The sequence below is a fragment of the Thermococcus piezophilus genome (assembly GCF_001647085.1).
Taxonomy (GTDB): Archaea; Methanobacteriota_B; Thermococci; order Thermococcales; family Thermococcaceae; genus Thermococcus; species Thermococcus piezophilus.
The window spans coordinates 33,771-47,917 of the sequence record NZ_CP015520.1; the positions used below are offsets into that span (position 1 = coordinate 33,771).

Genomic DNA, 14,147 nt, shown 5'->3' on the forward strand with positions numbered 1-14,147 from the left:
TAAGATATTGTTTAGGTAACTGTGAGTAGACCCTTCAAAGTTGCTGAGAATTAAGGTTCTCCACACTCCAAAGCGCCAGTCCGTTTTCCTGGGGCTTCCTCTCAAGGGGCTCTCCGAGGAGTTCCTGGATGAAGACCTCGGCGACAAAAACTTCACCCTCAACCAGGTGGCCGCCCCAGAGCCGCCCCTCGGAATCGCCGAGGGCAATGTGGATGTGGGCGAAGGACTTCTCATCCTTGAGACTTATGTTGCCCATGAGGGAGACGAGTTCATAAGTCCCTTCCAGCTCGATGATTTTGTACTCTCCTTTGCTTTCTTCAAAGTAGCCAATCTTGGGATTCCTCAGACTCCCTATGGCACTAATGGTTCCAGTTAAGATGTTGTTCTTTCTCGCGAACTCGTTGATGAAGCCCAAAAGCTCTTCGCCCTCGGGAACCCTGAAGAGAAAGCTCCTTCCAGCGGAGAACTCCATACCATCACCCCAAAGCTAATAAGCGGGGGAGCATTTTAACATTTGGGTGGTATCATGGGCATTAAAGATGCCATTATGAGTATATTTCCCGAGATTCCGGAGCTTGATGACGTCGATTTCTCCCAGTACTCCACTCCATACGTGGGATTATTAACGGAGTTCGAAAGGACTGAGGAGAAGGGCCTCGTAGAGTTCCAGAAGTTCGTCGAGGAGAAAGGAGGCAGTAAGGAGGTAGTCGGAAAGTTCCTTATCTCTCTTCTCCAGTACCTGCTCATAAGGTATCGCAGGTACAAGGAAAAGGCCATGGTTGTTCCAGCGATTAAGGTGTTAGTAACCCTCAAAGGATGGCTCATCGAGAACGGCTACGAAAGGGACTGGCTCAACATACTCCACAACTTCCTTGGCTATCTCGTGGACATGATGCCCTATCTGACCGAAAGCCAAGAGCGTGAAATGGCGGATGCATATTTGACCCTCATTTACAACTTGGCTCTTGACGCGGAGGATACGTTCGGCGAGCCATATTTCAATGATTTGAAGATAGTGGCCAAAGAGAACCTGGAAAACCTCAGGGAGAAATATGGTATCAGCAGAGAAATAACCGAAAAGTAAAGTTAAAGAAGAATTGCTAAGCTTTCCCTTCCTCAGTCAGCCTTCTGAAGTGCACGTACACTGCGTCATGTGATAGTTATGAATCACGACGGTCAACGCTCGAGAGTGACCTCCGCGTAGCTCCTTGGATCCTCCCAAATTTTCACCTTTATCTTTCTGACGTTGTCGCCAGCTTTTTCGGCTATTCTCTCTGCAAACCACTCAGCAATACATTCAGCGGTAACGTTTCTCTTGTCCAGAATCACCGCCTCATCCTTAGGTAACTCAAGCCGCTTACCGTTCTTTTCAATGACCACAACCTTGTCAGTTTCCGTAACAACCCACTCTCTACTGACAAGGATATGGTGGTCAAGCAACTTAATTAATCCGCTTAAGTGGTTGAAGTCAAATATCATGCCGTTCTCGTTTACTTCACCCCATATCTCGACATCCACGTTGTATGTGTGGCCGTGAATCCTGAGGCACTTGCTTTCGTACGGGAGGACGAGGAAGTGGGAGCTGTCAAAATCTTTATGCCAACCTATCTTTCTTTTAATCAGACGAAAGCCCATTTTTCTCACCCATCCTATATAGAAGGCACAGGTTATAATCATTACTGGAATGTATGGGACATTAGAAAAAACTATAAACGAATTCACTATCATTGTGTTGATAGTCATGCCGATGGGAATGGGACGCGGATGGGGTCGTGGCCGGGGAAGGCGGAGAAAGCTCAGGATGATAGGGTTCATTCCCCAGGTTAGACATTTCTATCCAGCCATACCCCCCGTTGGACAGCCAAAACCACCCATTTTTATGACTTATGAGGAGTTTGAGGCATTGAGGCTAGTTGATTACGAGGGCCTGACCCAGGAGGAGGCAGGAAAGAGGATGGGTGTTTCAAGGGGCACTGTCTGGAGGGCGCTAAGCTCGGCCAGGAAGAAGGTCTCCCAGATGCTAGTTGAGGGCCGGGAACTCATAATCCTTGCCGAAGGAAATGAGGTCCCCAAGATGGACTCCTCCGAGGGTGAGTGAGCTGGATTTTCAGGCTATTTTGGGCGAATTGGGTTTTGGTAGCTGTTTTTGTCCGCAAGGGCAGTTTTCTAGCTTTTCACATTTTTAGGTTAGCCTAATTTTTTGTGTTGGTATATCCCTCAAATTCTTCGGTGAATTATTTCTCAAAGTAATATTAAAATTAGTTATTTTTTATAATATAGTTTTTATTTTTAAGATAAGAATAAGAAAACATAAAATTAATAAAAATTGTAAAAAGTACTACTTTAAAAAGTTATTAAAACACGCAATAAAATGTTAGAAATTATCAAAAGTTGACCTTACACGAAAGTAAAATTAAACACTAGTGCAAGATATAGCAGCCAGAGGATATAGTTAGAGAGCATATACTCAGGGCAAATACTTAACCCCAACTGCATCCAGAAAGATTGTAATTTCTCTGGAAATTTAGGCTGTATGATGCCGTCTAAACACTCAAATACCTGGTTACAACTTAAGGTAGTTGGAGAGTGTGGACATCGGACTTTATCACGTGAACTTTAAGATCCTTTGGTGTTCTCATGAAATTGTAGAGCAACACTGCGAAAGGTTAACTTATATTGACGGCACCTCATTAGAGACTAGGGAAATAAAAACAAAGCTTGTGGAGAGGGATATATACCACACTAATACTGAGGTGATTCGAAAGTCCCTAGCGCCGTTGGTGTCTTACTGGGGCACCACCTTCATCTAACAAGAACATTCATAGGCCTTCTTATTCTCCTCCCCCTACGTTCAGAGCTTCGAACTCTAGTATTTGTCCACTCGCTTGCAGCAGGGAATGCCAAAATCAGCGAACATTTATGTGCAGAGGTTTTAGATATAACATACCTTATATCTAAGATACATGAACAACAAAGTACAATAAGACAATGGCGGGTGAGTAATATGAAGCCACTTCCTAGGGAATGGACAACACACCTTAACCTGATTGTTCATATGCAATTAACGTCCATAGAACTAGAGGTAAATGAAGGGGCAAATAAAAGCAACCAGCCAAAACTAAATAACAAACCTGCTTAGGTTATCCTGCCCTCACAATGTTCTCCCTAGAACACCATTCTCAAGTTAACATGTGCCTCATACATATTTTTAACTGCAGAAGCCCCGACCTCACGAACCAAAAATTAGTTACGAGCAAAGGTAGTGGCATCTCTCAGATATTCTCCATTGCAAAAAGGTTGCGTGCTCGGATGTTTACTGGTGATTTACCCCCAATTCACGAACAATATTTACAAACTTCAAAAGTTAGAAATTGTGATTTGTTTAACATTTTAAAAAAATAAAGAATTAATAGAAGTTAAAATAAAACAAGCTTAAAAAGTAGAGATTCTAATAAAGAAAAACGTAAAGATTGACCCTAAAATTTGAGAGACACCTCTAAACATAAAGTGAAGAAGTGAAGAATAGCAAAAGGGAGAATAAAGCCCTAATTATTTAAATACCCATCCACTGACCTCATTTTTGCTCCTTCTCCTCTATATGGGCTATTACATTTTCAACTATCTGCGGCGCGAGGCCTATGTAATTCTCAGGCTTCAGGCTCTCAAAGTCCTCATCACTCAGGAACCTTCTAACTTCTTCGCTCTCCTTAGCCACATCCATCAAGTCCTTCTTTTCGTAAAAGGCCTTCATGGCAATCTGCCGCACGAGTTCATGAGCCTCCTGCCGCCCCATACCATTTTCGGTGAGCTTGAGCATCAGTGGCTCGGCCATCACAAGGTTGTGAGTCATATAGAGGTTGCGCTCTATGTTCTCGGGGAAGAACTCTAAGCCGGAGAGGACCTTCTTCATGCTCTTAAGCATCTCATCAAGCAGTATAAAGCTCTCTGGAAGGATAACACGCTCAACAGAGGAGTTGGTAAGGTCCCTCTCGTGCCAGAGCGGATTGTTGAGCAGCGCTGGGATAACGTTGGAGTAGAGGACCCTTGCCAATCCGCTCACCTTTTCGCTCCTTATGGGGTTCCTTTTGTGAGGCATGGTCGAAGAGCCCACCTGCTTTTTCCCGAACGGCTCGCTGACTTCCAGTATCTCGGTCCTCTGGAGGTTTCTTATTTCAAGGGCAATCTTATCGAGGGTAGAAGCTATCAGGGCCAGAATCATTATGAGCTCCGCGTAAACGTCGCGTTGGATTATCTGGTTGCTTATCCTTACAGGCTTTAAGCCGAGGTCTTCCATGACGAGGCACTGTATTTCGAGGCCCTTCCCGCCGAAGGATGCCATGGTTCCAACGGCGCCGCTCATCTGGCCAACCAAGAAGCGTTCCTTTGCTTGCTCAATCCGGTCAATGTGCCGCTGTATCTCATCGAGCCATATGGCGAACTTCATGCCGTAGGTAGTAGGAACAGCGTGCTGCCCGTGGGTTCTACCTATACAAACGGTGTATTTATGCTCCCTAGCGAGGTTCTTGAGAATCGAGCGAAGTTCCCTCAAATCCCTAAGAACGATGTCGAGCGATTCCTTTATGAGGAGAGCGTTTGCAGTGTCAATTATATCGTTGGATGTGGCACTAAGGTGGACGTATTTGCCGTGCTCGCCGCAGACTTCACTCAGGGCTTTAACAACGGCCATTATATCATGGTGTATCTCGGCCTCAATCTCCTTGACGCGCTCAAGCGTGACCCAATTGGTGTTCGCCCTCTCGCTTATGACCCGAGCACTCTCTTCTGGTATGTTACCAACCCTTGCATGTGCCCTCGCCAACGCTGCCTCAACGTCGAGGAGTTTCTGGAGCTTGTTCTTCTCATCCCAGATACGTCTCATTTCTTCACTACCATAGCGGTAATCAATTGGATGAACGGCCATTTTATCACCATGTCTATGGCAATGTTAAGATGTTAAAATATTTTGCTTTAACACTCACATGCAGCACGGAGAAGGACATTCAATAGATTTATCAGAGCCACAAGGTTGTCCAGTACCGTCAAGGAAAGACCGAAAAGTATTTAACCAATAGCCATGAGAAGCTAACGACAAAATTCCGGAGGTGCCAAAGATGGCAGAGGAGCATGTCGTCTACATCGGAAAGAAGCCGGTTATGAACTACGTCCTGGCCGTCATAACCCAGTTCAATGAGGGTGCTAAGGAAGTTAGCGTCAAGGCTAGGGGAAGGGCCATCAGCAGGGCTGTCGACGTCGCCGAGATCGTCAGGAACAGGTTCCTTCCAGAGGTCAGGGTCAAGGAGATCAGGATCGGCACCGAGGAGCTTCCGACCGCTGACGGTAGGACTGCTAACACCTCGACCATCGAGATCGTTCTCGAGAAGCCGTGAATCTGACTTCCTTTCCTTTTACTCTCGCGCTTTTCTGGATTGACTTCAACTCAGTTTGAAGCCGTGAAAAGCTTTAATATCGGCTCCACCGTATTTTCCTAGGTGGCCCGCTTGGACTACGAGACCATAGGCTTTGGACAGGCCCATTCTGCTTGTTCCCAGGAAAAGCGTGGCCAAAGTTAAGAAGGCCGTGCCCTGTTTTGAGAGGCTTCATCTGATAAGTTTGGCCATCACATGATGATGGCGTCTACAAGGCCCTCAACGGACTTGCTGAGTCCAAATGGCATTCCCACTTATAACAACACGACTCAATCGGGAACTTGCCGTGATGGAAGCGGACAGGGAAATAACCGTGCTCACGGCCAACACCACGCAACGAACAACCACTACACCGCTAATGCAGACTTCTACTTCGGCCCTTCCAGTGGTGCTTCCCCTTGCGACGTTTATCTTAACGTTTCTCCTCGTCTCGTATCTTTTGAAGCGCAGGCGCCGAGGAAAGGTTTTTAAGTTTCTTCTCTAACCCCCGTTAGCGGGGTGATGTGATGGCATCGAGAATCGCTGTGGGACAAGTAGTTAGAAGGAAAGCAGTCATCGTCAAGCCGAGCGACACGGTTCACAAGGTCGCGCGGATTCTTTCCAAAAACAAGGTCGGGAGTGCCGTTGTAATTGAGGACGATAAGATTGTTGGTATAATAACCGACAGGGACATACTCGACAAGGTCGTGGCAAGAGGTAGGGATCCCAAGGACGTTAAAGTCGAAGAGGTAATGACCAGGAACCCCGTAACGATCGAGGATGACTACGAGGTGCAGGATGCTATTGACAAGATGATGGACAAGGGTATAAGGAGGCTCCTCGTTACCCGCTTTGGAAAGCCGATAGGGTTCGTAACTGCTGCGGACCTTCTCGCAGCGCTCAATACCTATGCCACCGAAGCTGAGGAGGCGGCTGAAGAGGAGCCCGAGCCGGAGACAGACGTCTATGGAATCTGCGAGCTCTGCGGTCAGTACCGTTTGCTCTACAGGGTCCACATCGAGGGCGGCGAAAAGTGGGTATGCGAGAGCTGCAAGGACTCACTTAGGCTCTAAGCTCTTCAACTCTTTCATGACTTCATCCCTCACCTCAGAGAACACGCCGTTTCTGTTCCCGACGCTCAGTGTGTAGAGTTTTCCAAGCGGCCTGAACTTGTCCGCAAAGCGTCTGTGAACTGCCGCTAGAAGTGGCTTTTCTGACTTCAGGACTTCTCCCACAACCCTTACAAACTCGTCGCTCATATACTCCATCTGGCCGATTTCATCAATAACTATCAAATCTGCCTCGGTTAAGGCCCTCCTTATCGCGGAAACGCCAACGCGGTTGAGCTCGTCAACATGGACTACGTATTTTCCTATCCTCGGCCTTCCGTTGCCGATCCACGCGAGAGTTCCTTCCTCGCCTGTGTCAAGGGCAGTGATTTTAAATCCCATCCTCCTTCCCCGCTGGCGAACCTCCTGAGTTATCATGCCGCCGACGATGTAGCCCCAGCGATTGACTTCCCTGGCAACTCTGCTCACAAGCGTCGTCTTCCCGACTCCTGCGGGACCGGTTACGAATATCCTCATCGTCACCACCGATTGAGTTTTAAGCACGATACTTAAACCCTTTGAGGTGGTGCGTAATGGAGCTCAGGTATAATCCAGAGGAACTCACAAGGCTTCCGAGAAGCGTTACCTATGAGAACGGAAAGGTTAAGCTGATCGACCAGAGGCTCCTTCCGAGGGAGTTCAAGGTCATAGAGCTCATGACGATCGAGGAAGTGGCCAGGGCAATAGTTACGATGCAGGTGCGCGGAGCGCCGGCGATAGGGGCCGCGGTAGCCTTTGGCCTGGCCCTCTACGCGGAGACGACGAAGGCAAAGACAAAGGACGAGTTCTTTGACGGCTTTTACGAGACCTACGAGAGACTCAAGAACACGAGGCCAACGGCTGTGAACCTCTTCTGGGCCCTCAACAGGGTTAAAAAGCTGGTTGAGGAACACAGAGAGAATTCACTTGATAAGATAAAGCACCTTATAGTTGAAGAGGCCCAAAAGATAGCGGACGAAGACGTGGAAGCAAACCTCAGGATGGGACACTACGGAGCAGAGGTTCTTCCCGAGGGGAACGTTCTGACCCACTGCAACGCCGGAAGCCTGGCAACGGTTCACCTGGGAACGGTTGGTGCCGTGTTGAGAGTCATGCACAAGGAAGGAACCCTAAAGCTCCTCTGGGTGGACGAAACGAGGCCGGTCCTTCAGGGCGCGAGGCTCTCAGCATGGGAGTACCACTACGATGGAATTCCCCTCAAGATTATAAGCGACAACATGGCCGGCTTTGTGATGCAGCAGGGAAAGGTTGATGCGATTATAGTCGGCGCGGACAGGATAGTGGCAAACGGCGACTTCGCCAACAAGATAGGAACCTACACCCTCGCAGTCCTGGCCAAAGAGCATGGAATTCCTTTCTTCACCGTCGCGCCCCTCTCGACAATAGACATGAGCCTCAAGAGCGGGAAGGAGATACCCATCGAGGAGAGGGCTAAAGAAGAAGTCCTGACCTGCGGCGGTTGTAAGATAGCGCCCGATGTTGACGTCTACAACCCTGCCTTCGACGTGACGCCGCACAAGTATCTGACGGGCATAATCACAGACAGAGGAGTCGTTTACCCGCCCTTCGAGAGGAACCTCAAGAGGCTATTCAAGAGGGAGTGACTCTTCTCGTCTTTTACCCCCTCCACGAACACCCCATGAATCTCGCCGAGCTTTTCCTCAAAGATGGTAGTAATAGGTCGAGGAGCTCAAGGGGTTCGAGGCATGGACAGTCCACGGAATAGGTAAATTCCTCGTCCAAAAAATCGACCTTTATCTCCACACCCTTCTTGTCCTTGCGAGCCGTAAACGGCACTGAGGCCTTATTCCCCGCGATTTTGCCCCTCACGAGCATCGATAATTGAAAAATGGCTCGAAATTAAAAGATTTCTCGAACAAGAGGTTAAGAACCGCTGGTTAAAGGGTTTTCTCTAGGATCAGTGCCCGCTCAGTGTAGCCCCTTCTTTTGTACCAGTCGATGGCAGGGTTGTCCTTTTCCACCCTCAAAGAAACTTTAAGGGCGCCTCGCTTTCTGGCCCACTCCTCTGCCATTCTCAGCAGGGCAGAGCCAATACCACGGCCTTTGGATTCTTCTCGATGAACGTGTAGAGCCTGTCAACGTTGCTCCATACCTTTTTTGTGTTGGGCTCGTTCTTCTCAAACCAGCGGTATGCAGGTAAGGCAATCTTCCAGTGACCACCCGATTCATTGAAAAAGAGGGGATAGCCGTCGCAACCGAGTTCCTTCATTAGGCCATACTTAGAAGGCTTTCCGTACCTCCACTGAGCATGACGGCGCACTTTTCATAGTCTTGGATAAAATCTATGTCCTCAAGGGTTATCTCCTCGGCCTCCACCTTTGCCATGGGTTCCGCCATTTCGGGGGTTACCGTTCTAGGTACGAACTCCTCCCTCACGAAGCCCGTTCTCCGGGCAATTCTATTGACGAAAATGTCCCTGAAGGTTACGTTCATCATTTCAACGAAAAACCTGAAATCCCTCGCATCGAGGGGAAGCTCGAACCTTATAAGAGGTGTAAAACCGCTGGTGCGATGCTCATGAGCTTCGCAAACGGCTCTATCCTGGGGATTTTCTCCTGGTAACTATGGATGAGCTTAAACTCAAGTTCCTTTCCATCGAGACCGAAGCGGTAAATCGAGCTTACTTGTTTTCTCCTAATCTTGGGGCTCTCCAAAAGGATATAGTCAAAACATTTAAGGTCAGGGAGCGACAAGAGCCCCCACCTCCTCCGTGGTTCTAGGCTTTCCCTCTGCGTCGTCGAGTATCATCCTGGCAATGTCTTCTACCTCCTCATATAGCGGAACCCTCGTCAGTATGCCGTAGGTTTCCTCTATCTCCCTCGCCTTCTCCAAAGCTTCTTCCCTCGTGAGTCCTTGGGAGTTTATCGTTATGGCGATTGGCCTTCTACCCGAGAGCAGTTCCACGAGCTGAATATACCTGTCCAGCGGCGGTAGGGGATACTGCGGAAAATCGTCGAAGCTCTTCCTAGCTGGAGCGTGCTGAAGGACGATATAATCGGGCCTTCCAGCAGCTATCAGCTCGAAACCGCAGGGATATGCCGGATGGAGCAGAGAACCTTCCCGTGGGTCACTATAACGTCGGTCTCTCCTCGGCCCATGCCCTCCAGATAACGTCCTCTATCGCTCCTGCAACGAAATCGTTGATTATGGAGTCCATAACTATCGTGTACCTGAAGCCCTGCATCCACCCAGTCTGACCCATGGCGACGAAACTGCTCTTCTTTCCGAGCTTTTCAAATGCCTCCTGGAGCATTATGGCCGTCGTCCTTTTCCCTATAGCCGCATCGGTTCCAAGAACGGCCACGTTAATTAAGGAAACCTCCTCTATCTTACCGGTGAAGGATATCCTCAGGTTGTAGAACATCTTCCTGACGTCTATCAGCTCGACTCCATACCTCTTCGCCAGCCGTTTGAGATAGGGTCATCGCTCAGAAAGCTGTGGAGTCCGCTGATGATGCTCAGTCCCCTCCGTATGGCCTTGTGACTACCCTTCTGTAATCGGGGGAAGGTAACCGCCAGGGGTGGCAACGCCGATTATTAGATAACCCACACCAGGATTCTCAGCTAATGCGTTGTCCAATGTTACGTAGATGGGAATGCCCCTCCTGATGCCGTCTAGAACCTCACCGGCGTCCCTTTCCGCGAGGGTCGAGTCCACGAGGTCCACAATCCTAAACCTTCTGGAGTACCTCACCAATCCATGCGCGGTCTTTCCATCCGTTGACAGATATCGCTCTTCTGTCAAGAGTAGGGCCTCTTCCATTCTTTACACCTCCAGTAACCATGAGAACGAAGTTCTTTACGTTAACACCAAACTTTCTCACGAACTTTACCAGTCCCGCGAGGGTAAGTGGAGACGCCGGTAGGGCGTTTATCCCAACCCCCTTCAGGAGGGATGCGTAATACAGTGCGGTATCATCCGCAAAACCGAAGACGTATCCCCAGACTCGTTCACTGCTTTGAGGACCGCATCTCTGTCAAAGGAAACGATGGAGACAAGGGGCTCGTTAAATTCGATCTCGGTGAAGTCATTCCCATCGACCCCGTAGAACTCCCGAAGAACTTGGTTTCCAAAGCTGGTGGTCACCCCAACTATCCTCGGTTTCAGGCCGAGCGCTTTAAAGCCATAATGAATGCCTTAAAGTGTTGTACCGTTTCCAACTGGAACAAAGACGGCATAGGGATTTATTCTCAACGCTATTTCCTTCGCTATCTCAGCATAGCCAGGTTAGCCTACCTCGGGATGGCTTCCGGGGTTGGCGTCATAGAGACCTTTTTTCAACAGCGAATGTCCTGCTCTCCAGGACGGCCTTCTCATATGGCCCGTGAACTGGGATTATCCTTGCACCGTACCTTAGCATCTCCTCAGAGCGCCTGAGGGTGTAGCTGGCAGGGACGAAGATGTAAGCCTTGAGGCCGAACAGCCGCGCGTAGTAAGCCAATGCGACACCGTAGTTTCCACAGGTTCCAGCCGTAATGACAGAGAACCCCAGTGTCTTAGCGGTTTCGACATGAAGCCTGGCTCTTCTGTCCTTGTGGGTTTCAGTGGGGTTCCTCCCCTCAAATTTCACGAATATTTTTGAAATACCGGAGAGATCTTCGAGAGCTGGCACCCTCATGAGGGGGGCCCTCGTCGTCATCGGGACCTTTTTTGACTTCCATATCCCCCACTACTTAGCTCTAATTTGTGATTTCTATATTGACAGCTCTCTAATTTTTGGTCCAGCGTGTGATTTCTCCCCATATTTTGATGGGGGCACTGTGGAATCAGACAAAGGTTTATAAATCTTCCTCCTGAGAGAAGCCATTTTTTGAGCATAACAACGTTCAAAGCGCCTAAAATTATTAGTACTTGGCGATAAGATGGTTATGTACACGAAAAGTTTTTAAGCTCATTCTAACCATGAAATAACGCCCCGTGAGAGGGTTAAAGCCATGGTGCCAAAGAAAAAGAAGGTCCCGGAATCCAAGGTGATGCCTCCCGTCGAGGAGGACGAAGAGTTCGATCCCTTCGATGAGGTTGGGGAGGAGTACTACTACGAAGACAATTCTGAGGAAGACTGAGACGATGAGTGGGACGAAGAGTGAGAAGCGTCCCGTTTTTGATATTATTCTAACCTCTCCCCTGTTTTGGGTGTTACAAGTGGTCAGGTATTCCCAGAAGCGCAAACGCACCACCCTTAAAACTCTGGAAAAGAGGCATCAAATGCACAAGCTCAACCATAAAAGCTGGTTCCACTCCTTTGTACCCTTCAAGGTGTCCGCTGGGGGGAACGGCACCCCTAATACCCATCCTGACCCTCGAAGTTGGGGGCGGACTCACCGAAGTCGGAGTGGTGAACGCCGTCGGAAGTCTCGCCTCAATGCTGGGTGGGCCCTTCTGGGGAAAGCTGAGTGACAGGCTCAACAGACGAAAGGTATTCCTAATACTGGGTTTTCTTGGTTCTGCCATTGCAACGTTCTTCTTTTCCCTTGCCCGTACCGTGCATCAGGTCATGTTCATCAACGAAGTTTATACCTTCTTCATCGCGGCCACCATCCCGATACCCATTCTCATCATCACCAAAACATTTCAGCTGGAGGACCGGTACCACGCCATTGGAAAATTCAACGAGATAGGCATCTGGGCATGGGTGGCGGGAATGGTAATAGGCCTGCTGGTGGTTTAGTGTCGTAGACCTAAGGAATCTCTCCGTGATGTTCGGAATCATCGGGCTCTTCTCAGTCTCACTGGGGCTGAAAACCATCAGGGAAATTCCGCTGCACCTTAACAGGCATATTCTCGGAGCATACTTTTGCTACGTCATAGAAAAGTTTAGGTATCTCCCGAACATGATAACACACCTACCGCGCTTTTCAACGGGCGGTGTTGGGAACTCTACATTTCCAGCCTCCTTTTCTGGGTGGAGGCCATGCTGTGCTTCAGCCAGTTCCCAGTTCTGCTAAAGACCAACGGCTTTGGAACGTTCACACTCTACGCGATGAGCATGGTGAACTCTGCGGTCTCGGCCTTCATGTACACCGGGGTTGGGAGGAGCATAAAACAGAACAGGGGGAAGAGCGCACTGTTCAAGGGGCTTTCGCTCAGGGCCTTCGCATTTTCCCTGCTGGCCTTCTCAACCGTTTCTGAAGGGGAATCATTCATTTTTCTAGCGGCGGTTTCCTACTTCCTCGCGGGTTACACATGGTCCTTCATCAGCATTTCAACGACCTCTTTAATCTCCCAGAACGCCCCGCCTAAGAAAAGGGGAGCACTCATTGGGACCTACAATCCAATAAGCTCTCTCGGAGCGATAGCTGGAAACTTCCTGAGCGGAGTCATAACCTCGACCCTTGGTTCACGGTGAACTTTACAATAGCATCGCTTCTGCTTCTGTTGTCGATTATTCCTCTAGGGAACGGGGCGAGAGGATTAAAAGCATAAGGCCCCAAATCCCCATGGTGATGCCCATGTTCTGGCTGAAGACGAAGATAGTTGAAGGGGGTGGGAGCCTGAGCTACCTCTCCAAGGCTGCAAAGGGTCACGAGCGCGTTTTAATCCTTTCATCAAACTCGATGAAGAGACACGGCTTTCTAGAGGAGGCAGAGGACTACGTGAGGGACGCTGGAGCAGAGGTTTTCTCGATAGTGGGCCTTCCAGCCGAGCCGAGTGTGGAAGTCATCGAGGAGTTCCTGCCGAAGGTAAGGGCGTTCAACCCGGATCTTTTGGTAGCATTGGGTGGCGGAAGCGTCATAGACACTACCAAGGCGCTGAAGGTCTTCTACGATGCTCCTGACGTTGAGTTCGAGGAGATAGCCTTCATTGACCGCTTTTCCAAGCCGAAGCCCGTGCCAAAGCTTAAAACACCGCTGATAGCCATACCCTCCACCAGTGGAGCCGGCAGCGAAGTCTCTGCCGCGGGCGTTCTCAAGAAGGGTGGCATAAAATACAACATCGTTACGCCGGAGATAGCACCAGATATAGCCATCCTCGATCCCCGCTTGCCCAGAATGATGCCGGCTGAAGTGTCGAGGAATTCCGGCTTGGACGTCTTGGTGCATGGAATAGAGGCCTACACGACGAAGACAGCCAACCCCTTCAGCGACGCGATGGCGATAAATGCGATAAAGATCGTCTACAAGTGGCTGCCGCTCTCCGTGAAGGGTGATGCTGAGGCGAGGGCAAAGATCCACTACGCGGCGACCATGGCAGGGATAGCGTTTCTCAACGCACGCCTCGGCCTCTGCCATGCCATGAGCCACAAAGCTGCTTGGATGGGCCCTCACGGCCTGCTCAACGCGATATTCCTGCCCTATGTGATGGAGTTCAACATGAGGAGCGACTACGCAAGGAAGCGCTACGTAGAGATAGCGAGGGAGCTGGGCTTCTCAAGCGCCAAAGATTTAGTGGAAGTCATTAAGGAGCTAAACGAGATGCTCGGCGTTCCGAAGCTGAGCGAGCTGGCTGACGAAGAAACTTTCGTGAGCAGGGTCGAGGAGATGGCGGAGAAGGCCTACCGCGACGGGTTGATAGCCTTCAACCCGGTGGAGCCCAAGCCCGAGGAGATAAGGGAGCTCTATTTAAAGGCCTTCTACGGGGAGTGATTTATAAACCTCCCCTCCCTTCTTCCAC

General features: G+C 49.5%; 23 protein-coding genes. 9 read left to right on the top strand and 14 right to left on the bottom strand.

Translation table 11 applies throughout. The features are described 5' to 3' along the window. Positions 1-34 precede the first annotated feature (34 nt). Positions 35-472 carry a PPC domain-containing DNA-binding protein gene (locus A7C91_RS00185; protein WP_068663854.1) on the bottom strand — a complete coding sequence of 146 codons (438 nt, stop codon included), beginning with the start codon at positions 470-472 and terminating at the stop codon, positions 35-37. Between the two features lie 54 nt (positions 473-526). On the opposite strand from A7C91_RS00185, the gene A7C91_RS00190 reads away from it, so the two are divergent. Beyond that, positions 527-1,084, top strand: a complete 558-nt coding sequence (locus A7C91_RS00190) for a hypothetical protein (protein WP_068663856.1) — start codon at positions 527-529, stop codon at positions 1,082-1,084. Positions 1,085-1,176: 92 nt separating this feature from the next. Here A7C91_RS00190 and A7C91_RS00195 read toward each other — a convergent pair whose 3' ends face one another. Beyond that, positions 1,177-1,635, bottom strand: coding sequence for a 6-pyruvoyl trahydropterin synthase family protein (locus A7C91_RS00195; RefSeq protein ID WP_068663857.1), 459 nt, complete (start codon positions 1,633-1,635; stop codon positions 1,177-1,179). Positions 1,636-1,741: 106 nt separating this feature from the next. Between A7C91_RS00195 and A7C91_RS00200 the strand changes: the two genes are divergently transcribed. After that, a complete protein-coding gene (locus A7C91_RS00200; RefSeq protein ID WP_068663859.1) occupies positions 1,742-2,098 on the top strand; it encodes a helix-turn-helix domain-containing protein in 357 nt (118 codons plus the stop codon). Between the two features lie 1,476 nt (positions 2,099-3,574). Here the strand turns inward: A7C91_RS00200 and purB are convergent. Beyond that, the gene (purB, locus tag A7C91_RS00205) at positions 3,575-4,921 is read right to left on the bottom strand and encodes an adenylosuccinate lyase (RefSeq protein WP_068663861.1); all 1,347 of its coding nucleotides are present in this window, start codon (positions 4,919-4,921) and stop codon (positions 3,575-3,577) included. 190 nt (positions 4,922-5,111) lie between these two features. On the opposite strand from purB, the gene albA reads away from it, so the two are divergent. Next, positions 5,112-5,387, top strand: a complete 276-nt coding sequence (gene albA, locus A7C91_RS00210) for a DNA-binding protein Alba (RefSeq protein ID WP_014789603.1) — start codon at positions 5,112-5,114, stop codon at positions 5,385-5,387. 545 nt (positions 5,388-5,932) lie between these two features. Further along, positions 5,933-6,478, top strand: coding sequence for a CBS domain-containing protein (locus A7C91_RS00220; protein WP_068663866.1), 546 nt, complete (start codon positions 5,933-5,935; stop codon positions 6,476-6,478). On the opposite strand, the gene A7C91_RS00225 is transcribed toward A7C91_RS00220, so the two are convergent. Then, entirely contained in the window at positions 6,464-6,991 is a 528-nt protein-coding gene (locus tag A7C91_RS00225) for an NTPase (RefSeq protein ID WP_068663868.1), read from the bottom strand. The two genes, A7C91_RS00220 and A7C91_RS00225, sit on opposite strands and share 15 nt — an antisense overlap. Positions 6,992-7,047: 56 nt before the next feature. Between A7C91_RS00225 and mtnA the strand changes: the two genes are divergently transcribed. Next, a complete protein-coding gene (mtnA, locus tag A7C91_RS00230) occupies positions 7,048-8,118 on the top strand; it encodes an S-methyl-5-thioribose-1-phosphate isomerase (protein ID WP_068663870.1) in 1,071 nt (356 codons plus the stop codon). A gap of 13 nt (positions 8,119-8,131) precedes the next feature. On the opposite strand, the gene A7C91_RS00235 is transcribed toward mtnA, so the two are convergent. The 10 genes from A7C91_RS00235 to A7C91_RS11375 form a co-directional block, all read right to left on the bottom strand. Beyond that, positions 8,132-8,350, bottom strand: a complete 219-nt coding sequence (locus A7C91_RS00235) for a hypothetical protein (protein ID WP_234394401.1) — start codon at positions 8,348-8,350, stop codon at positions 8,132-8,134. Positions 8,351-8,412: 62 nt separating this feature from the next. Continuing rightward, positions 8,413-8,547 (bottom strand): GNAT family N-acetyltransferase, encoded by a 135-nt coding sequence (locus A7C91_RS10655; RefSeq protein WP_234394402.1) that lies wholly within the window; start codon positions 8,545-8,547, stop codon positions 8,413-8,415. Positions 8,548-8,549: 2 nt separating this feature from the next. Continuing rightward, entirely contained in the window at positions 8,550-8,744 is a 195-nt protein-coding gene (locus tag A7C91_RS00240) for a hypothetical protein (protein WP_068663871.1), read from the bottom strand. Further along, positions 8,744-8,971, bottom strand: a complete 228-nt coding sequence (locus A7C91_RS00245; protein ID WP_199920051.1) for a hypothetical protein — start codon at positions 8,969-8,971, stop codon at positions 8,744-8,746. Before A7C91_RS00245 ends, A7C91_RS00240 begins: the two co-directional genes overlap by 1 nt. A 47-nt stretch (positions 8,972-9,018) precedes the next feature. Next, entirely contained in the window at positions 9,019-9,228 is a 210-nt protein-coding gene (locus A7C91_RS00250) for a hypothetical protein (RefSeq protein WP_068663876.1), read from the bottom strand. Continuing rightward, positions 9,215-9,586 carry a DUF1611 domain-containing protein gene (locus A7C91_RS12070; protein ID WP_324609525.1) on the bottom strand — a complete coding sequence of 124 codons (372 nt, stop codon included), beginning with the start codon at positions 9,584-9,586 and terminating at the stop codon, positions 9,215-9,217. The genes A7C91_RS00250 and A7C91_RS12070 overlap by 14 nt, the downstream gene beginning before the upstream one ends. Positions 9,587-9,605: 19 nt before the next feature. Continuing rightward, positions 9,606-9,899: a DUF1611 domain-containing protein gene (locus tag A7C91_RS12075; protein WP_267886234.1), complete on the bottom strand. Its 294-nt coding sequence runs from the start codon at positions 9,897-9,899 to the stop codon at positions 9,606-9,608. Between the two features lie 14 nt (positions 9,900-9,913). Beyond that, positions 9,914-10,063, bottom strand: a complete 150-nt coding sequence (locus A7C91_RS12080; protein WP_267886235.1) for a DUF1611 domain-containing protein — start codon at positions 10,061-10,063, stop codon at positions 9,914-9,916. Further along, entirely contained in the window at positions 10,020-10,298 is a 279-nt protein-coding gene (locus A7C91_RS11370; RefSeq protein ID WP_267886236.1) for a DUF1611 domain-containing protein, read from the bottom strand. Before A7C91_RS11370 ends, A7C91_RS12080 begins: the two co-directional genes overlap by 44 nt. A gap of 499 nt (positions 10,299-10,797) precedes the next feature. Then, entirely contained in the window at positions 10,798-11,154 is a 357-nt protein-coding gene (locus tag A7C91_RS11375; RefSeq protein WP_234394403.1) for a pyridoxal-phosphate dependent enzyme, read from the bottom strand. A gap of 316 nt (positions 11,155-11,470) precedes the next feature. Between A7C91_RS11375 and A7C91_RS12085 the strand changes: the two genes are divergently transcribed. The 4 genes from A7C91_RS12085 (at position 11,471) to A7C91_RS00270 (ending at position 14,119) form a co-directional block, all read left to right on the top strand. After that, complete coding sequence (locus A7C91_RS12085; RefSeq protein ID WP_267886237.1) at positions 11,471-11,599, top strand: hypothetical protein; 129 nt, start codon at positions 11,471-11,473, stop codon at positions 11,597-11,599. A 179-nt stretch (positions 11,600-11,778) separates the two neighbouring features. Continuing rightward, entirely contained in the window at positions 11,779-12,204 is a 426-nt protein-coding gene (locus tag A7C91_RS11380; protein WP_234394404.1) for an MFS transporter, read from the top strand. A 243-nt stretch (positions 12,205-12,447) separates the two neighbouring features. Next, the gene (locus A7C91_RS11385) at positions 12,448-12,882 is read left to right on the top strand and encodes an MFS transporter (protein ID WP_234394405.1); all 435 of its coding nucleotides are present in this window, start codon (positions 12,448-12,450) and stop codon (positions 12,880-12,882) included. Positions 12,883-12,985: 103 nt separating this feature from the next. Then, positions 12,986-14,119 (top strand): iron-containing alcohol dehydrogenase, encoded by a 1,134-nt coding sequence (locus A7C91_RS00270; RefSeq protein WP_068663880.1) that lies wholly within the window; start codon positions 12,986-12,988, stop codon positions 14,117-14,119. Positions 14,120-14,147 lie beyond the last annotated feature (28 nt).